This is a genomic window from Pseudomonas oryzae (assembly GCF_900104805.1).
In the GTDB taxonomy this organism is placed as follows: Bacteria; Pseudomonadota; Gammaproteobacteria; order Pseudomonadales; family Pseudomonadaceae; genus Geopseudomonas; species Geopseudomonas oryzae.
Genome location: NZ_LT629751.1, coordinates 2408310 through 2426748, shown reverse-complemented (window position 1 = coordinate 2426748; position 18439 = coordinate 2408310). Strand labels below are relative to the sequence as shown.

At 60.3% G+C, this 18439-nt stretch carries 13 protein-coding genes and 4 pseudogenes; 5 read left to right on the top strand and 12 right to left on the bottom strand.

Annotated elements, in window-relative coordinates; translation table 11 throughout:
* The first annotated feature begins 3 nt into the window (after positions 1-3).
* A pseudogene (locus tag BLT78_RS10815) lies at positions 4-1160 on the top strand (IS3 family transposase).
* Positions 1157-1383 (top strand): annotated as a pseudogene (locus tag BLT78_RS10810) (integrase core domain-containing protein); the annotation flags it as partial. The pseudogenes BLT78_RS10815 and BLT78_RS10810, both read left to right, overlap by 4 nt.
* A 103-nt stretch (positions 1384-1486) precedes the next feature.
* Here the strand turns inward: BLT78_RS10810 and BLT78_RS10805 are convergent.
* From BLT78_RS10805 to BLT78_RS10770, 8 genes are all read right to left on the bottom strand, one after another.
* Entirely contained in the window at positions 1487-2266 is a 780-nt protein-coding gene (locus BLT78_RS10805; RefSeq protein WP_090348983.1) for an amino acid ABC transporter ATP-binding protein, read from the bottom strand.
* 60 nt (positions 2267-2326) lie between these two features.
* Complete coding sequence (locus BLT78_RS10800) at positions 2327-3568, bottom strand: FAD-dependent oxidoreductase (protein WP_090348982.1); 1242 nt, start codon at positions 3566-3568, stop codon at positions 2327-2329.
* 49 nt (positions 3569-3617) lie between these two features.
* Complete coding sequence (locus BLT78_RS10795; RefSeq protein WP_090348981.1) at positions 3618-4322, bottom strand: ABC transporter permease; 705 nt, start codon at positions 4320-4322, stop codon at positions 3618-3620.
* On the bottom strand, positions 4319-5038 hold the full coding sequence (locus BLT78_RS10790) for an ABC transporter permease (RefSeq protein ID WP_090348980.1): 720 nt from the start codon (positions 5036-5038) through the stop codon (positions 4319-4321). Before BLT78_RS10790 ends, BLT78_RS10795 begins: the two co-directional genes overlap by 4 nt.
* Positions 5039-5099: 61 nt before the next feature.
* On the bottom strand, positions 5100-5858 hold the full coding sequence (locus tag BLT78_RS10785) for a transporter substrate-binding domain-containing protein (RefSeq protein ID WP_090348979.1): 759 nt from the start codon (positions 5856-5858) through the stop codon (positions 5100-5102).
* Between the two features lie 294 nt (positions 5859-6152).
* Complete coding sequence (locus BLT78_RS10780; protein WP_090348978.1) at positions 6153-7571, bottom strand: aldehyde dehydrogenase family protein; 1419 nt, start codon at positions 7569-7571, stop codon at positions 6153-6155.
* Complete coding sequence (locus BLT78_RS10775) at positions 7564-8754, bottom strand: pyridoxal phosphate-dependent aminotransferase (RefSeq protein ID WP_090348977.1); 1191 nt, start codon at positions 8752-8754, stop codon at positions 7564-7566. Before BLT78_RS10775 ends, BLT78_RS10780 begins: the two co-directional genes overlap by 8 nt.
* 232 nt (positions 8755-8986) lie before the next feature.
* A complete protein-coding gene (locus tag BLT78_RS10770) occupies positions 8987-10630 on the bottom strand; it encodes a 5-guanidino-2-oxopentanoate decarboxylase (RefSeq protein WP_408003082.1) in 1644 nt (547 codons plus the stop codon).
* Positions 10631-11008: 378 nt separating this feature from the next.
* Between BLT78_RS10770 and BLT78_RS10765 the strand changes: the two genes are divergently transcribed.
* Complete coding sequence (locus BLT78_RS10765) at positions 11009-11896, top strand: LysR substrate-binding domain-containing protein (protein WP_197673114.1); 888 nt, start codon at positions 11009-11011, stop codon at positions 11894-11896.
* 77 nt (positions 11897-11973) lie between these two features.
* Here BLT78_RS10765 and BLT78_RS10760 read toward each other — a convergent pair.
* Positions 11974-12873, bottom strand: a pseudogene (locus tag BLT78_RS10760) (IS3 family transposase); the annotation flags it as partial.
* 75 nt (positions 12874-12948) lie between these two features.
* Here BLT78_RS10760 and BLT78_RS10755 point away from each other — a divergent pair.
* Complete coding sequence (locus tag BLT78_RS10755) at positions 12949-13974, top strand: IS110 family RNA-guided transposase (protein WP_090348974.1); 1026 nt, start codon at positions 12949-12951, stop codon at positions 13972-13974.
* A 257-nt stretch (positions 13975-14231) separates the two neighbouring features.
* On the opposite strand, the pseudogene BLT78_RS10750 reads toward BLT78_RS10755, so the two are convergent.
* Both BLT78_RS10750 and BLT78_RS10745 read right to left on the bottom strand, forming a co-directional pair.
* Positions 14232-14492 (bottom strand): annotated as a pseudogene (locus BLT78_RS10750) (transposase); the annotation flags it as partial.
* A gap of 324 nt (positions 14493-14816) precedes the next feature.
* Positions 14817-15185 (bottom strand): hypothetical protein, encoded by a 369-nt coding sequence (locus tag BLT78_RS10745; protein WP_090348973.1) that lies wholly within the window; start codon positions 15183-15185, stop codon positions 14817-14819.
* A 353-nt stretch (positions 15186-15538) separates the two neighbouring features.
* Here BLT78_RS10745 and BLT78_RS10735 point away from each other — a divergent pair.
* Positions 15539-16695 (top strand): IS3 family transposase gene (locus BLT78_RS10735; protein WP_090348971.1). Its coding sequence is split into 2 segments (ribosomal slippage): positions 15539-15806 and positions 15806-16695, totalling 1158 coding nucleotides; the frame shifts between segments, so codons are not numbered across the junction.
* A gap of 27 nt (positions 16696-16722) precedes the next feature.
* Here BLT78_RS10735 and BLT78_RS10730 read toward each other — a convergent pair.
* Positions 16723-18399 (bottom strand): hypothetical protein, encoded by a 1677-nt coding sequence (locus BLT78_RS10730; RefSeq protein ID WP_090348970.1) that lies wholly within the window; start codon positions 18397-18399, stop codon positions 16723-16725.
* Between the last annotated feature and the right edge of the window lie 40 nt (positions 18400-18439).

The following is an 18439-nucleotide window of genomic DNA, read 5'->3' as shown; positions in this document are numbered from 1 at the left end:
TTCATGTCCAAGCGCAAGAAATACAGCCCCGAATTCAAGCGGGAAGCCATCGGAGTGGTTCGTCGTTCAGGTGCCAGTTGCCGTCAGGTGGCCCTGTAGATTGGTGTTGCTCCGAACCTGCTCACGCGCTGGGTTCGAGAGACACAGCCAGGCGGAGAAAAGGCCTTTCCCGGCACGGGAAGCCCGCGAGACGAGGAGCTTGCCCGTCTCAAGCGTGAGTTGGCCCAAGTGACCAAGGAACGTGATTTTTTAAGAGACGCGGCAGCGTACTTTGCCAAGGAGTCATCGAGCGGTACGCGGTGATCCGGCGCTGCCGCAACGAGTACCCTGTGCGATTGATGTGCCGCTGCCTGAAAGTGTCCGCCAGTGGTTATTACGCCTGGCAGGATCGCGAGCCAAGCCCGCGTGCCCAAGAGAATGCGCGTCTGGTGAAGCGTATTCGTGAGATCCATGAGGACAGCCGTGGTGTAATCGGAGCACCACGTATGCACGAGGATCTGCTCGAGGAGGGCAAAACCATCAGCCTGAACCGGGTTGCCCGCCTGATGGCGGCAGAGCGAATTCAAGGCTGGCCGCGCCGGAAGAAGCGTGGCTTTGGTCGACCAGCCACCAGCCGTCCAGCCGGCGTGAGCAACTTGCTAGAGCGAGACTTCACCGCCCTGGAGCCGGAGCGCAGATGGGGCACGGACATCACGGAGATTGCCACTCTGGAAGGCAAGCTGTTCCTGTGCGTGGTGCTCGATCTGTACAGCAAGTTGGTGATTGGTTGGTCGATGCATCATCGCCAGGATCGGCAAATGGTAATCCGAGCGGTAGAAATGGCGATCTGGCAGCGCCAGGGCGACTGGTCAGTGATTCTGCACTCCGATAAAGGCAGCCAGTTCACCAGTGCTGATTACCAACGTTTTCTGAATCGCAACACGCTGGTTTGCAGCATGAGCGCCGTTGGTCATTGCGGCGATAACGCGGCCTGCGAAGGCTTCTTCGGCCTGCTTAAGCGGGAGCGGGTTGCCCATCAATCGTATCGGACTCGTGATGAAGCACGAGCGGATCTATTCGACTACATCGAGCGGTTTCATAACCCGAGAATGCATCGTAGAGTCGCCCGGCAGGATCGGAAGTTTTCAACCCTTTTCAAACCGTCCGTGAAAATGGGGTAGAACCCAAACCCTATACGCCACGCACCAACGGCAAGGCCGAGCGCTTCATTCAAACGAGCTTGCGTGAGAGGGCCTACGCTCGCCGCTATGAAAGCTCCGAGCTCACTTGCCTGTCTGGCTGCATCACTACAACTGGAACAGGCCGCATGCCAGTCTCGACTGCATCCCGGCGATCAGCCTCGTTGCGCTTACACAGAATAACGTACCGGGTTTACACAGTTAACCGGGCCTTTCAGGCTCGTAAGATCGAAAGAGGGCGCTATGCGCCCTCATAGATTTAACTCGCCCCCACGGCACACTCAGCCAAACATCCACTGATGTGCCGATCAGTGCAGGATCTGCGCGAGGAACGCCTTCGCCCGCTCGCTCTTTGGCGCGTTGAAGAAGGTCTCGGGCGGACTATCCTCGACGATGCGCCCACCCTCCAGGAATAACACCCGCTCCGCCACCTGACGGGCAAAACCCATCTCGTGGGTCACACAGAGCATGGTCATTCCGCTACCCGCCAGCTTCACCATGACGTCCAGCACCTCGCCGACCATTTCCGGGTCCAGCGCCGAGGTGGGCTCATCGAACAGCATGATCTTCGGCTCCATGCACAGCGCCCGGGCGATGGCCACGCGCTGCTGCTGGCCGCCAGAAAGCTGGCTCGGGTACTTGTGCGCATGGTTTTCGATGCCGACCTTGCGCAGGTACTCGCGGGCACGCTCCTCCGCCTGGGCGCGGGTGAGGCCGCGCACCGACATGGGCGCCAGGGTGCAGTTATCCAGCACGCTCATGTGCGGGAACAGGTTGAAGTGCTGGAACACCATGCCCACCTCCCGCAGCACGTCGACGCTGCGCTGGGGCTCGGCCATCAGGTCGCAGCCGTTGACGAGAATACGCCCGCCACTGGCACTCTCCAGCCGATTGATGCAGCGGATCAGGGTGGACTTGCCGGAGCCCGAGGGCCCGCAAAGGACAATGCGCTCACCCGGCCGGACCACTAGGTCGATGCCCTTGAGCACGGTGAAGTCACCGTAGTTTTTCTCGAGGCCCTCAATCACCACCGCGGGCGTCTGTGGCGCGGCGGTCAGGTGGGGCGGTTGGGCGGGGGTGGCTTTCATGCTCGATAACATTTTCTTGTCCTCTTTGCTGCGTATCGGCAAGTCGGTGGGCCCGGGCGCTCAGCGGAATCGCTGGGCGCCATAGGGAGTCGGGTCGGTAAAGGGGCGGGCGCCAGTCATCATCTCCGCCAGCAGGCGGCCGCTGACCGGGCCCAGGGTCAAGCCGTGGTGGGCGTGACCGAAGTTGAACCAGAGGCCCGGATGATCCGGTGCCGGGCCTATCACCGGGCGCATATCCGGCAGGCAGGGACGGCGCCCCAGCCAGGGCTCGGCGTCCAGGCGCAGGCCCAAAGGGAACAGCTCGCGGGCCAGGCGCTCGGCGCGGCGCAGCTGGATCTCGTTGGTCGGATCGTCAGGGTGGGCGAACTCAATGCCGGTGGTCAGGCGAATGCCCCGCGCCATCGGCGCCAGCACGTAGCCGCCCTGGGCATCACAGACGGAATGGCCCAGCTCGGCGCCTTCGGCCGGCGCGTAGTGCATGTGGTAGCCGCGTTTGATGGCCAGGGGGATGCGGTAGCCCAGGCGGCGGAACAGCTCTCCCGCTTGCGGTCCCAGGGCCACCACCGCCTCGCGGGCCCGCAGCTCGCCGCCGCCAGCGTCCACGCTCCAACCGCCATTCTGTTGGCGCAGGCGGGTGGCGTCCCCCTGGAGCAGGCGGCCGCCCCGACGCACGAAGAGCTCGGCATAGCCGCGCACCAGGGCGCCGGGGTCGAGCACCGTCTTGGGGTCGTGCCAGTGGATGCAACCGGCGGCAACCGAGCCGAGCCGCGGTTCGCGCTGGCGCAGGGTGGCCGCCTCCAGCACATCGAAGCGCAGGCCGAAGCGGCTGAGCGCTCGCGCCTCAGCAGCCGCCTGGTCGAGGGCCGCGCGGCTACGGTAGACGTCCATCCAGCCCCGCGCGCGGATCAGGTGGCCAAGTCCGGCTTCGGCCACCCAATGGTCGTGTTCCTCCACGCAGCGCTCTACCAGCGGTAACATGGCCCGGGACGCCTCTTCCAGCCGGTGCGCGGATGAGTGGTGCCAATAGGACGCGAGCCAAGGAGCGATCTTCGGCAAGTACGCCGGGCTGTAGCGCACATCAGGCTGGCGGTTTAGGCCATAGCGCAGCAGCGCCGTGAAGCTGCGTGGGAAGGCATAAGGCACCACACTGGCGCGCTCGATCAGGCCGGCATTGCCGTGGCTGGTGCCCGAGCCCGGCTCGGCGCGGTCGATCAAGCAGACGTCACGACCACGCGCCTGCAGGTGCAGGGCGGTGGAGACGCCGACGATGCCGGCGCCCAAGACAAGGATGTCGCAGTCCATGGAAGGGTCCTTCGGTTGGCACCCTGACGGTGCTTCGTTTTTGTGATGACTAGTGCAGGTGGCGGCCCAGGCGCCCCTCGGCCAGTAGCAGACCGCGCCGAATCAGTTCGACCAGCACCAGATAGAGGACTGCGGCCCAGAAGTAGAGCTGAAAGTCGAATGTGCGGGAGAAGCCCGCCTTGGCCACGCCCATCAAGTCGTGGATGGTCACCAGGGAGGCAATAGCGCTGGCCTTGATCATCAGGATCAGCTCGTTGCCCAGCGGCGGGATGGCCACCAGCATCGATTGCGGCAGCACCACCCTGAAGAAGGTGGTGGCACGGGATAGCCCGAGCGCCGAGCAAGCCTCGTACTGACCGGGGGCGATGGCGAGCAGACTGCCGCGGAAGATCTCTGCCTGGTAGGCGGCGGTGTTCAAAGTGAAGGCCAGCAGTGCGCAGTACCAGGCGTCTCGAAAGAACCACCAGAGCCCCACGTCCTGCCAGAACTCGCGGAACGAGCCGACACCGTAGTAAAGCAGGAACAACTGGGCCAGCAGCGGCGTTCCCCGGAGCAGGTAGATGTAGCCGCCGCTCACGCCACGCAGAAGGCGACTGCCGGAGTTGCGCGCTAGGGTCAGCAACAGCCCCAGCATGAGACCGAGGGTGAAGGAGACTGCCACCAGTTGGGCGGTCACCCACAGGCCATTGAGGAGACCTGGACCGTAGCGTTCGAGCAGGTGGGGATCGACGAAGAAATGCAGGAATTCGCTCATGCGCGTTGACTCCTGTGGCCAATGCTGAAGCGCTTCTCGGCGTAGCTGAAGACGCGGCCGGAAAGGGCAGAGAAGAAGAGATAGATCAGGCAGGCGCAGCCGTAGAACAGCATCGGTTCCTTGGTGGCGCCCACCGCCAGAGTCGTCTGGCGCATCATGTCCACCAGGGAGATGGTGGACACCAGAGACGTGTCCTTGAGCAGGCTCAGCCAGTTGTTCGACAGACCGGGCAGGGCAACCCGGGTCAGCTGCGGCAAGATCACTTTGAAAAAGGTGGTGGCATGCGAAAGACTCAGCACCTGGGCCGCGTCGTACTGCCCCTTGCCCACCACCTTGAAGGCCCCCAGCCAGACCTGGCTGGAAAAGGCGGCGAACACCAGGCTGAAGGCGACCATGGCGGCGAGGAAGGCATTGAAGGTGACTTCGGTGTGATGGCCGAAATGGGCCAGCAGCTTCTGCAAGCCGATCTGGCAACCGTAGTAGACGATCAACAGCGTCAGCAGTTCCGGCAGGCCACGGAAGACCGTGGCGAAGAGCGAAGACAAGGCGCGCTGCCAGCGGCGGGGCGAGCGGGCACCGAGTGCGACGATCAGCCCCAGCGAAAGCCCCAATGGAACGCAGGCCAGCGCTAGGGACAGGGTGACCAGGGCGCCGGCCAACAGGGCCATGCCCCAACCGCCTTCACCCAGGGAAAGGAGAGCCAACTGCTCGAACATTATTCATGCCTCGTATCGAGGTCGCGAGGCGCCCGGCCGGGGTCGGGCACGCGGCATTTGATCAGTAGATGTCGAAAGAGAAGTAGCGGCTGGCGATCTGCTTGTAGGTGCCATCCTTGACCATCTCCGCCAAGGCCTTGTTCAGGCGCTCACGCAGGGCGTTGTCTTCCTGGCGCACAGCAATGGCCACGTCGTCATCGGATCCTTGAAGGTCGCCGAGCAGGGTGCAGCAGTCCTTTCCGTCCTTGGCCAGCCAATGGATCAGAGGAAACTTGTCGTTGACTACGGCATCCAAGCGGCCGGTATTCAGATCGGCTTGTGCCTCATCCTGGTTAGGGTAGAGTTTCACCTCAGCACCGGCGGCGCCTAACACATCCTCGGCGTACATGCCCTGGGTGGTGGACGACTGGGCGCCAATCACCAGTCCCTTAAAGCTCTCGGGGCGGGTGTCCTTCAGCTCGGAACCCTTGGCCACCGCCACGGCAAGACGGGTACGGTAGTAGCGGTCAGTGAAGGCCACCTTCTTCTGGCGCTCCTCGGTAATCGCCATGGAAGCGACCACGGCATCGTATTTCTTGGCCAGCAGCGCGGGAACGATGCCGTCCCAATCCTGGACCACCAGTTGGCATTCGACCTTCATCTTCGCGCACAAGGCGTTGGAGATATCCACATCGAAACCGTGCAACTGGTTGTTCGAGTCCACGTAGTTGAAGGGCGGGTAGGTCCCATCCATGGCGATGCGCAGGGTTTCAGCCTGAGCGGTCGAGACGACGCCGCAGAATGCCAAGGAAACCAGTGCTAAACGGGTGAGTCGTTTCATCTGTGTTGCCTCTTTTTGTTGGGGTTGTTCTAGTGGGGCGACGCTTCTCATAGCCAACGCTGAAGGAAGAGGTAATCGCCCGGCCGTTTTCTGCTGTTGACGTTAAAAAAAGGTTCTTCACGGATCTTCGGGGAGCCATGAAGAACCCCAAAAAGCCGGCATGAGGGTTAGCCGTGCCGGCAAACGCTCGGTTCCCGACTTGAACCAAGTACTCCACTTCTTAGATGAGGCAGCCCTTGCCCCGATGCTTACGCCCAGCAATCACGAAAGATTGCGCAGAGCATTCCCGTAGTCTCAGAGCTGGATAGCCTTGTGTTCCACGAACTCGGCCAGACCTTCTTCGCCCCACTCGCGACCGTTACCGGACTGCTTGTAGCCGCCGAAAGGCGCCCGGTAATTGAAGGCACCGCCATTCACGAAACATTGGCCGGCACGTATCTGTCGAGCGAGATGCAGCCCCTGTTCCCGGTCGCTGGCCCAGACGGCACTGGACAGGCCGAACGGCGAGTCGTTTGCAATGCGCAACGCTTCGGCCTCATCGGCATAGGGGATCATGCAGAGCACCGGTCCGAAGATTTCCTCGCGGGCTATGCGCATCTGGTTGTTCACGTCGGCGAAAAGGGTTGGCTGCACGTAGTGGCCACGATCGAGGCCGAATGGTCGTTCAGCACCACCGCAGATCATGCGTGCGCCCTCTTCCTGGCCCACCCGAATGTAGTCCAGGACAGTACGGCGCTGGCCAGCTGAGCACATTGGGCCGAGGAAGCTCTCTGCATTAAGCGGGTCGCCCAGCTTCAGTGCTTCAGCCTCAGCGCGCGCGATTTCCAGCGCTTCGACATAGCGGCTGGCTGGCAGCAGCATGCGAGTCAACGCTGTGCAGGTCTGCCCGGAGTTGATCATCACCTCCCGCACACCGAAGCGTACGGCAGCGGCCAAGTCGGCATCCGCAGTGATCAAGAAAGGCGACTTGCCGCCCAGCTCCAAGCACACTCGCTTCACCGACTGCGCTGCAGCTTCCGACACCTTGATGCCGGCACCGGTCGAGCCGGTGAAGGACACCATGTCCACCTCGGGATGCCGTGCCAAGGCTTCGCCGACTTTCGAGCCTGGGCCACTGACCAAGTTGAATACACCCGCCGGCAGGCCGATGGAGTGGATCATGTCAGCAAGCAAGAATGCGTGCAGCGGGGTGTCCTGGCTCGGCTTGACCACCACTGTACAGCCGGCGGCCAGGGCCGGGGCGAGCTTACCGATCAGTTGATGCAGGGGGTAATTCCAGGGATTGATGAAGGCGCAGACACCAACCGGCTCCTTCACCACCAGCGAGTTGCCAACCTCGCGCACCTTGTCCATATGCGCGGCTTGGTCGATGAAACTCTCCAACCCCTCAATGGGCCCGTCCACTTGGACCAACCGGCACCACTGGACCGGCATGCCTAACTCTGCGGTGATCAGCGCGGCCATCTCATCGGCATGTGCCCTGAGCTTATTGGCCAAGGCACGGATGTAGCCGGCGCGCACACTGGAAGGCGTCCGCGACCAAACGGGGAAAGCTCGCCGAGCGGCATCTACCGCGCGGTTCACGTCGGCTTCGCCACCCAGTGGCACGCGACCAATGACTTCCTCGGACGCCGGGTTCTGTACCTCGGCCAGACCCTGCCCCTGCGGTGCCACCCAGGCGCCGTCGATGTAAAGCTGCAGACGGTCATGCATAGCGCTTCTCCTTCAACAGGTCCGCGGCGCACACGGCAATGCGCCGGCAGGCCTCGCGCAGGTGCTCTTCGCCAAGTACCAGGCCCAGCCGGATATGTCCGGCGGCGCTGGGGCCGAAGGCCTCGCCGGCCAGTACGGACACACCGTGGTGATCCAGCAAAAGGTTGGAGAGTTCTTGCGCCGATAGACCAGTGGCACGGATGTCGACCATGACGAACATCCCCCCATCCGGCCGGACAGTTCGAATGCCAGCACAATCCTTCAGGCAATCGATGACTAGGTCACGGCGTTGACGATAGGCATCACGCATTGCCTCTACTTCCGGCAGGTTTGCCTCCAGCGCCGTGCAGGCTGCGTCTTGTACGAAATCTGGCGAACCATAGAGCATGCACAGAGCAAGATTCTCCAGGTGCTCGCAAAGCTCCAACGGCCCAACGACCCAACCAACCCGCCAACCAGTCATGGCATGAGACTTCGAAAGGCTATTGATGGTCGCTGTGCGCTCGGCCATGCCCGGCAGGCTGGCAGGGCTTATGTGCTCGCCATCGTAAAGCAGCTCGCTATAGACCTCGTCGGAGATCACCCATAGGTCATGACGGATGCACAGTTCGGCTATCGCCTCCCAAGTCGCTCGAGGCAAGCTCGCACCGGAAGGGTTGTGCGGACTGTTCAGCGCTATCGCGCGGGTGCGTGGGGTGATCAGTGCTGCAACGTCCTCTGCCTGCACCCGAAAACCATTCTCTGAACGCACCGAAACTGGAATCACCTTGGCGCCACAAGCACCAAACACCGCTTCATAGGTGACGTACATCGGCTCAGCGACGATTACCTCATCCCCGGGGTTAAGTACGCACTGCGTTACACAGTAGAGAGCGCACTGCGCCCCAGCCAGGACTACGACGTTGTTCGCATCGACTACATGGCCACTACGAGACGTGTGACGGCGCGCAATCGCTTCGCGAAACTTTCTCTGTCCACGAACTTCAGGGTAATGAGTGTTACCAGCCAACAGGCTGTCGATGGCCGCCTGTACGATGGGGGCAGGAGTATCGAAGTCTGGGTCACCTTGGGACAGGAGAAGGATGTCATCCCCTTTTTCGATACGCTCTTGAGCACGATAGTGAATAGTCCACGCGGCGGCTCCATCGCCAGCGATACGTTGGGTTAGATGTGAATAGCGCATTTGGTATCTCCTAGGAACTTGATAGCAGGCCGGGCGACGCTACTTGGCAATGGCCGTCGTTTGATGACAGCGTCAGCGCCTTATGCGCGTGGCCTTGCCAGGGAACCGGGCTAGGGGTAAGGCGAGCAGAGCACGGACGAAAGGTGCGATTGAAAGCCCTTTATGGATCGCCGGGTGACCGCCTTTTTTTGCCCTCCCCGCGGCATTTGTCGAGGGAAGGGCGACTACCACCTCAACACGCACAGGCGTGCCTCAGTTCGATCAGGGTCACACCGGGATGAGCAAAGCCGGCGCGCAAGAAGGTTTCCAGCTCATCGAGGTTCTGCGGCTGGCGGAGGGCACAACCGTATGCCTGGGCGAGTAGAGCGAAGTCCGGGTTGCGCGGCAGCACGCCGATTGGCTCGATATCCCGAGCAAGCATGTCGTCGCGAATCTGCCCCAGCGCATCGTTGTTCCACAGCAGCACAACTAACGGGCTACTCAGCTCTTCAGTTGCAGTGGAGAGGTCCTGGGCTGTGTAGAGAAAACCGCCGTCGCCGACCAAGACCAAACCTGGACGGTCGGGGGCGCCGAACTTCGCGCCGATACCGGCCGGCACACCATATCCCAAGGTGCCGTAGCCATTGGGGTGAAGCCAGCGACGGGGAGCCTTGCTCGGGTACAGATAGTTCGCTGTGTAGGCCAACTGGGTCATGTCACTGGCGATGAACGCCTCGTCCGGCACTGCGGCGACAATGCGCTGAATGATTCCCTTGTGGATTCGCTGCAACGGCGCGAGCTCAGCTTCAAGTTGCTGCCACAATTGTGCAACTCGATTGGTTGCGCCTCTAGCTTCGAGCTTGGTGGGGGGCAATGCCGCGAGCAATGCTTCAGCGGTTGCTTTCGAGTCCCCCAGAAGAGCCACTGCGCTTGGGTAAAAGTCATTGAATTTGCGCGAGTCGATATCGACGCGGATTACCTCGCCGGTGACCGGAAGGCGATCACGGCACCAGTCGGTGTCCGCCATCTCGGTACCTATCGCCAGCACTACGTCGGCTTCAGCGACCATGTCCCAACCAGCCTGAACGCACAACGTTGCACCCGCGGCGAGTGGCGATTCAGATGTACCGATGCCTTTCCCTGCGACTGTTGTAAAAAGCGGTGCAGCGAGGCGCTCGCTGAGCGCGGTCAATGCCTCCGATGCGTGCAACGCACCACCACCAGCGATGATCATCGGCCTACGTGCAGCCTTAAGCTTTTCGGCGGCCTCGCGCAGTGCGGAAGCGCTGGGCTGTCCACGCTCGGCGCGCCGGGCCACTTCGCAGGTCCAGTCACGAGCGATTGGCATTGCGAGCACGTCCAGTGGCACCGAGATATGCACGGGGCGTGGACGTTCGCTTTCAAACACTGCGTAAGCTCTGGCGACGAGTTCGGGAAGATCTTCTGGCGTCAGTGCAACTGCGGAAAAGGCAGTGATCGGTGCGGTCATGGCTCGCTGGTCTTGCGTCTCATGCAGGCATCCCCACCCTTTTCCAAGGCTGGCGGTGTGGTTGATGCTTGAAATGACCAGCATGGGGACCGAGTCGGCGTAGGCTTGACCGATGGCCGTGGCGGCATTGGTCACCCCAGGGCCGGTGATGACGAAGCACACCCCAGGTTTTCCGCTGACGCGTGCGTAACCGTCTGCCATAAAGGCAGCGCCCTGCTCGTGACGAGTCAATACGTGCCGGACCCCACTGCCAGGTAGGCCGCGATAGAGCTCCAGCGTGTGCACGCCGGGAATTCCGAACACTGTGTCGACACCGTAATTGGCTAACAGGCGAACCAGGGCCTGCCCGCCGGTGAGGGGCTTGTCGTTTTGCATCAACAGATATCTCCAGTAGGGGCCAATGGCCATATTGGTTTTGTTGGACAGGCAGGAGGCTATTGCTTTGCGACGCCAGAACTTGCAGTTTGCACCGCCCCCCTACGGGCGGTGCAAGACCCTGGCTCGATCACTCAGAGACAGCATCTGCGACGGCCGCCTAGCACCGTCTAGTGCGAATGCGCTTTGCCGCAGCGATACCGTTGGGGCATGAAGGCTGTCTCACAAGGACTTCTTGCGGAAAACTCATTTGCACTACTCTCTGGGGTGTTAGGGTTACGCTGATTGGTACATGACTGCCTGTGGTGGCATGGCAATATTTTTCGATCTACACTCCTTCCGTAAAGCGATTAAAAATTGCTACTTGATGAGTTTTGGGAACAACCTATGCAGCGCACGCGAATTCCACCGATGTCCGCACTGATTGCGTTCGAAGCTGCCGCGCGCCACGAGAGTTTTACGCTTGCGGCGCGGGAGCTGTCGTTGACTGAAAGCGCGGTGTCACGACAGGTAAACGGGCTTGAGGCCAATCTCAATATCCGACTATTCGTGCGTGTTAAGCAGCGGGTAGTGCTGACCAAGCCCGGGCGGCTTTACAGCGAGCAAGTGCGAGCCGCACTCCGAAAGATCGAGCAAGACACTTTGTCTATTGCCGCCCACGGTGCTGGTGAGGGGAGTCTGGAGCTGGCGGTTCTGCCAACTTTCGCCACGGAATGGTTAATACCGCGGCTTCCTAGTTTCTACGCCAAACACCCAGGCATGAAAGTAAATATGGGTGTGAGGACGAACCCATTTTCGTTTGAAGAAGAGCACTTTGAGGCTGCCATTCACCACGGAAAGCCTGTCTGGCCACGTGCTACTTCCGATTTTTTGTTTGGCGAAAAAATGATTGTAATCGCAAGGCGTGAACTGGTCGGAAATAGCATAAATGAGCCTGTCGACGTTCTTAAATTTCCACTTTTATACTGTACTACTCGGCCTGAGTCATGGGGGCAGTGGTTTGATGCTGCCAAGATTAAAGAAGATGCAGTTCCTTTGCAGAGCGTTGGGTTTGAGCTTCACTCAATGGTAATTCGAGCGGCAGAGGCAGGATTGGGTGTAGCGTTGGTCCCGGAGTTCTTTATCTCTGATTCTGTCTGGGCAAGTGGGGTTGTGCGGGCGCACGAGTTGTCCATCCCAGCTGTGTATCCGTACTATCTCGTATATCCGAGTAACCTGCGGCACAGTGGTCCTTTAGATGCCTTCAGGGAGTGGCTTCTTGACGAGGCAAAGCTGTTTGAACGTAAATTGAACGGATAGTTTTAAGGTTTTTGTGGTGCTCAAAAAAGCACGCGTTAATTGTGTTGCTGTGCGTGTGTGAGGGTTCTGTGTAGTGGTCAAGCCATCCCGGACAGTGGGTTAAGTTTTTTCTCGGCAACGGCGGGCGGCAGCCCGTCATTGGCCTGATGCGGCCTGAGCCAGTTGTATCGATGCATCAGGTAATGGCTGATATCCCGCTGCGCCTCTTGGGCCGTCATGTAACCCGTGGAGGGTATCCACTCGGTCTTCAGGCTGCGAAATAGCCGCTCCATCGTCGCATTGTCCCAGCAGTTTCCGCGCCTGCTCATGCTCTGCCGCATGCGATAACGCCATAGCCGCTGCTGGAACAGGCGGCTGGCATATTGGCTGCCTTGATCGGAATGGAACATCACCTGTTGCGGCCTGCCACGCTGCTCGTACGCCATGTCGAGGGCTCGGGCCGCCAACTCAGCATCCGGCCTGTTGGAAAATGCCCAACCCACCACGCGACGTACATGCAGGTCCAGAACGACCGCCAGGTAATGCCAGCGGCCATGTGCCCAGACGTAGGTGATGTCGCCACACCAGACTTGGTTGGGGCGTTCGACAGTGAACTCGCGATTCAGCAGATTCGGAATGTCGGGACGCTCGACGGTGGCTTGCCTGTAGGCATGGGAGCCGGGCTGCTTGCTGACGAGGCCCAGCTCACGCATCAGACGTCGTACCCGAAAACGGCCAATCACCACACCGTGCTCACGCATCATGCCCACGATCCTGCGGCTGCCCACAGCTCCTCGGCTGTCACTGAAAAGCTGGTTTACCTGACTACGCAAGGCTACACGACGAGCATCGGCTCGATAACGCCGGACGCGGTAGTCGTAGTAGCAAGAGCGGGGTACATCGAACGCTGAACAGACCATTTCCACAGGCTCCTGCTCACTCAATTGGTCTATCAGCGCGTACGTTCGAGTTCGTCCGCCATCAAGAGAGCGGTAGCCTAATGAGATGGTCACCCCCGACACCCTGCGAAGGCTAGCCTTTCGCAGGGTGTTTCAATTCCGGAGGCCATCGCCATGAGCAACACTGCATTGATCGGCATCGACCTAGGCAAACATAGTTTCCACCTGCATGCCCAGGATGGCTCCGGCCGCGAGCTGTTTCGCAAGAAGACCACCCGCCCACAACTGATCAGGCTGCTGGCACAACAGCCGCCGTGTACGGTGGCAATGGAAGCCTGCGCCGGATCCCATTGTCTGGCGCGGGAAATCCAGGCGCTGGGGCATGTGGTCAGACTGATCTCGCCGCAGTTCGTCCGCCCCTTCGTGCGGGGCAACAAGAACGACTTCATCGATGCACAGGCCATCTGCGAAGCCGCCTCCCGCCCCTCGATGCGCTTCGTGACGCCCAGGAACGAAGCCCAGCAGACCCTGTCGGTGCTGCACCGCATGCGCGAATCGCTGATCCGCGACCGCACCAAGACCATCAACCAACTGCATGGCTTCCTGCTGGAGTTCGGTATCAGTCTGCCACGCAGCATGGCGGTGATCCGGCGCCTGTCCAATGTCCTCGCGGAACATGAGCTACCGGTACGACTAGTCGTCCTGCTGCAGCGTCTGCATGCTCATTTCAGTTACCTGGATGAACAGATCAAGGCGCTGGACAAGGAGGTCGTCGCCCAAGTCGAGGCGGATGACCTGGGCAGCCGCCTGCTGAGCCTGCCCTGTGTTGGCCCGATCACCACCAGCGTGCTGATTGCAGAACTGGGCGACGGCAAGCAGTATGGCTGCAGTCGAGACTTCGCGGCGTCCGTCGGCCTGGTGCCAAGGCAATACAGCACCGGTGGCCGAGCCAACCTGCTGGGCATCAGCAAGCGCGGGGACAAAAACCTGCGCCGATTGCTGGTGCAGTGCGCGCGGGTATATCTGCAGCGTCTGGAGCATCAGCGCGGAGCGCTGGCGGACTGGGTGCGCGCCTTGCTCGTGCGGCGTCATTCGAACGTGGTGGCCTGCGCCCTGGCCAACAAGCTGGCGCGTATCGCCTGGGCCATCGCGGCGAAGCACACCCGTTATGAAGCGGGGCCAGACGGCTGCGCCGCCTGACCCCGCTGTTGTTGCAGTACCACGAAACGCCCTTCCAGGTTTTGCGATAGCTGAACAACCGATGACGTGAACGGCCCACTGGCCTGGCGAAGAACCTGGCACAAAAATCGGCTTTTGAAGCCGTTAGCCTTTTCAGGATCGTCAGGCGCGACTCTCATCGTGGCGCGGGGCAAGCCCCATATTGACGCCGGATAGATTTAGGCAAGCCAAACACCCATCGCTGATCAGTATTGCAAAAACGGGGGTGACCATAGATTTTTTAGGATCGCTTTCTCCCGCTCCAGCCGGTTGATCCTGGCTTCCAGCTCCTGGATCTTCTGCTGCTCGGGAGTCAGCGCCTTGCCCTGCGGGGTGATGCCGTTGCGCTCATCCTGAAGCTGTTTGATCCATCGACGCAGTGCCGACTCCACCAACCCCAAAGACAGGCAGGCCTCCACCACGGTATATCCCTGATCCAGAACCAGAGTCGCGGCTTCGCGCTTGAACTCGGCTGAGAATGTACGTCGCTGTCTGTTCATCGAACACCTCTCTAATGGCGATGATTTTCGCCTAAATCGGTGTCCGGGATCAGTAGACCACTACACCGGCAGGACTAGGCGCTTTCCGTCGCCGCCCCAGTCTTCGATAGTCGCCGTCAACAAACACCGTGGGTTGGATCGTCCGTCAGGCATTAGCAGGGGCCCACTCTCGGTCATTTGCAGTCGGTCAGGCGAGCCTTCCTGAGCATGGATGTGGGTTCGTCACAGTAGGACGAGTCGGTGTCTGAAGTCGACCAAAAGAAGACTGTTACGGTCAAGATGCCTACATAGACAGGCGCAGTTACACCATTTCCTGGGACACAATCACTGCGCCTGCTCAGCTGCGGCTTCTTCAGCCTGCTCGACCTTGACCTCGACCAGCGCCTTTCGGCGCACCTCCTCAGACTTGAAGCGATCCCCAGGGAAGAACGATCCGATTTTGGTAATGGCGTTCTGAAGGAGTCCGGACGGGTCGGAGTAATCGAAGCTGTACCGGCCTGAGCCATGGTTCACGCCCCAGTAGTTGCCTCGTTCATCTGTGCGCCACCACATCTCGCCTGCGATACGTGCGGCCTGCAGCCCCGTCATGCTCGGATGGCCCTGTTTGGGCTCCTTCAAATCTTCGGCTACGTAGAGGCTGCCTTCGCGACCGATCGCCCAGATCAGGTTCCTGGTCTGCGCACTTTCGATCACGCCTTGGAAGTGGACCGTCAGTGATTGGTCGTCCTGACGCGGATCGAAGCGATGGATCGTTGTATTGTTAGCGCCCTCGCCCTTGTCCGAGATCTCGGTTTTATCGACGTATTTCGGTGCCCGCAGGGCCCCGTAGGTCTTGTTGAGGTGACTTTCGTAGTCTTCATCCCTGCGAGCCAGGGTCTTGAGGAACGAGCTGAAGAAATGCTCCTCGTCGACGTAGCTGGCATTGGTTTTCTGGTCTTTGAGTGCTCGCAGGAAAAGCTCGGCGTATAGCAGGTCATAGATATAGATTGATCTTGCCCGGCCCCAGTGGACACCCCGTTAAGCGATAAACTGCAACGAGGTGAACCATGGCAAGGCAAGCAAGCTCGATGAAACAAACCCGTACCCGCCACTCTCAAGCCTACAAGGACGAAGCACTGGCCTTGGCCGAGCGGATTGGCGTCAGCAAGGCTGCCGAACAGCTTGGCCTCCATGCTTCCCAGCTCTATGGCTGGCGGAGCAAGCAGCAGCAGAACCAGACCAGCAGCGAGCGGGAGCAGTCGCTGGCTGACGAAAACGCCCGACTCAAGCGGCTCTTGGCCGAGCAAGCTGAGGAGCTGGCCATTGTAAAAAAAGCCGCCGCGTACTTTGCCAAGAGCCTCAAGTGAAGTACGCCTTCATGCGCACGCATGCCCTGCAGTTTCCGGTGAAGTCCATGTGCAGAGTGCTGGGCGTAGCCCGTAGCGGCTACTACGCATGGTGCTCGCGCAAACCGTCGGAGCGTCACCAGCGGCAAGCCAAACTGGATCGACAGGTGGCTCAGGCATACGGCGCACGCAAGGGCCGCAGCGGGGCGCCACGACTCTGTCTCGATCTTCGGGAAACGGGACTGCCCTGCAATCGAAAAACTGTCGCCGCTTCGATGCAGCGTCAGGGGCTACGAGCCAGAGCGGCCAGGAAGTTCAAGGCCACTACCAATTCCCGGCACTCGCTGCCGGTGGCGGAGAACCTGCTCAAACAGGACTTCACGGCAGCTGCGCCGAACCAGAAATGGGTGGGCGACATCACCTACCTGTACACGGAGGAAGGCTGGCTCTACCTGGCGGTGATCATCGACCTGTACTCACGGATGGTGATCGGCTGGGCCATGAGCGAGCGCATGACGGCTGATCTGGCCTGCGATGCTCTGCGGATGGCTCTATGGCGGCGCAAGCAGCCCAAGGACGTGATCGTGCATAGCGACCGGGGCAGCCAGTACTGTTCGTTGGTCTATCAGGAGCTGATCCGCACCCATCACCTGCGATGCAGCATGAGCGCCAAGGGCAACTGCTACGACAACGCCTGTGCGGAGAGCTTCTTCCACAGCCTGAAGGTCGAGTGCATTCACGGTGAGCGTTTCAGCACCCGCGCCCAGATACGTGAAACCGTGTTTGAATACATCGAAGTCGACTACAACCGCCAGCGGCGTCACAGCACGCTGGGACACATCAGCCCGGAAGCCTTCGAGGCTCGGATGAGTGCTTAAACCCGTGTCCACGGCTGCTGGGCAAGATCAGATCGCCGAGATGGCATCACCCAGCGGGATGTCCGTGGCATCCAGCAGCACTTTGAAGACCTTGCGATCACCCCAGTAAAGATCGATATCCCATTGCAGCCTCGCCATGGGGCTGGTCAGGAAGCTCAGCTTTTCACTTTCCCAGCGTTCGATCATGGCCTCAGTCGCCACTGGGGTGGCCTCACCGGCGGGTAGCTCATCTCCTGGTGCGTACCCTACGGGCCGTCCCAGTACGCTCTTGCGGATCTGGGCAATGGAGGAGAGCTTGATCGAAAATTCGAGTGGCTCCCGAGTGAGCTCGGAGTTGTTGCAGATGGCGTCCATCCAGACCTCAATCTGATCTGCGATAGAGATGGCCGTCCCGTAGGCATACTGGAAGGGCAAACGTGCTTTCTTGTCAGCGGGAACGATGCTGAGGTCGGGCACCAGGATCTCGTGCGGTGGTAGCCACGTGCCATCTTCATTTCGATGGCTGAAGGCCAAGGCCCAGCGAGGCCTCAATGACGCCTGAATGCTCGCAGAAGCTGGGCAGCCGTTTGCCGCCTGGGCATCCAGAAACGACTGGGCGTCGATCAGCTCAGCACGAGCGTAAGGCCCCAGCCGATCATCATGGACGTACAGCCACTGACTACCCTCTCGGAAGTCATAGCCGACGACGGTGATGGCATGCCCGCCTTTCAGGCACAACGATGTCAGGTCATCTTCACCCACCTGGGCAGCTTGGCCGGTCGCAGCAGCCGGAGCGTCTGGCTGTTCACCCTCCAGAGCAATCAGGCCTTCTTCGGCCATCAGTGCACGGATCTCAGCCTCCAGCTCCTCATCGTCCATTTCTATGGAGGGTGGCCCATAGACGGTGCCGGCCAGGATCAGGGGTAAGCCGCTGTCGGTATGTGCGCTGACCAGGCTTTGAAACCAGTCGCAAGTTTGCTTGGTGAGGGTGGTGGAGTGGTAGCGAAGCCCTTCGACATCCAGCGAGCGTTGAATCTGTTTGTGGCTCAGCTCCTTGTTCGGAAAGCCGTTGCTTGAGCCGTCCACGTAGTTCAGCGCTGCGATAGTGATCTCACTGCACGACGGGATTTGTTTGACGTCTCGGTCGGGCAGGGCATGCAGCGCTGTCCAGATGGCCGTGGTGGCGCATGCGGCTACCACTTTGTCTTGCTCTTGGAAGGCGATGGATGCCACATGGAGTTCTACGCCGAACAGGTTCACGTCATAGCGTTTGGAGATTTTCTTCTTGGTGCCCGGGCCCTCTCCTTGATCGCCGCCCACGCGCAGGCAGGTTTTGCCGATGAACGTTTTGCTCAGGGGTTTGATGACAACGAAGCCCAGGTAGTGTTCTTGGAGATGCTCGCGGGTCAGACTGCTGTCGCTGCCAAGCATCAGGTTGTCCAACGAGTTGTGATCGACTGGACAGCTGAAGAAATGCAGTCGGCCACATACCTGGCCATCGTTCTGGAACCGCTTCACGTAGTACCGGGAGTAGTCCTCCAGGAAGTCATGATCGGTATAGCGAGGTTCGAGCAGGATGCTCACCGCGCCGAGCGAATTCAGGTAGTTGTAGATGTACTTGACCTGATCCTTGTCGAAGATGTCCAGGAAGTCGTAGCCAAAGCACTCCCGGATCAAGGCGCTGAGCGTGGTGTCCTGGAATTTCGTGACGAGGTAGGGGGTCATTTTTTATTGTGCAAAAAAAAGCAGCCGGTGTCGGCTGCTT

Bases quoted from the DNA above. Each gene is read 5' to 3' on its own strand.
- BLT78_RS10805 (WP_090348983.1), bottom strand. From the start codon at position 2,266: ATGAAAGCCACCCCCGCCCAACCGCCCCACCTGACCGCCGCGCCACAG.
- BLT78_RS10800 (WP_090348982.1), bottom strand. From the start codon at position 3,568: ATGGACTGCGACATCCTTGTCTTGGGCGCCGGCATCGTCGGCGTCTCC.
- BLT78_RS10795 (WP_090348981.1), bottom strand. From the start codon at position 4,322: ATGAGCGAATTCCTGCATTTCTTCGTCGATCCCCACCTGCTCGAACGC.
- BLT78_RS10790 (WP_090348980.1), bottom strand. From the start codon at position 5,038: ATGTTCGAGCAGTTGGCTCTCCTTTCCCTGGGTGAAGGCGGTTGGGGC.
- BLT78_RS10785 (WP_090348979.1), bottom strand. From the start codon at position 5,858: ATGAAACGACTCACCCGTTTAGCACTGGTTTCCTTGGCATTCTGCGGC.
- BLT78_RS10780 (WP_090348978.1), bottom strand. From the start codon at position 7,571: ATGCATGACCGTCTGCAGCTTTACATCGACGGCGCCTGGGTGGCACCG.
- BLT78_RS10775 (WP_090348977.1), bottom strand. From the start codon at position 8,754: ATGCGCTATTCACATCTAACCCAACGTATCGCTGGCGATGGAGCCGCC.
- BLT78_RS10770 (WP_408003082.1), bottom strand. From the start codon at position 10,630: ATGGCCATTGGCCCCTACTGGAGATATCTGTTGATGCAAAACGACAAG.
- BLT78_RS10765 (WP_197673114.1), top strand. From the start codon at position 11,009: ATGTCCGCACTGATTGCGTTCGAAGCTGCCGCGCGCCACGAGAGTTTT.
- BLT78_RS10755 (WP_090348974.1), top strand. From the start codon at position 12,949: ATGAGCAACACTGCATTGATCGGCATCGACCTAGGCAAACATAGTTTC.
- BLT78_RS10730 (WP_090348970.1), bottom strand. From the start codon at position 18,399: ATGACCCCCTACCTCGTCACGAAATTCCAGGACACCACGCTCAGCGCC.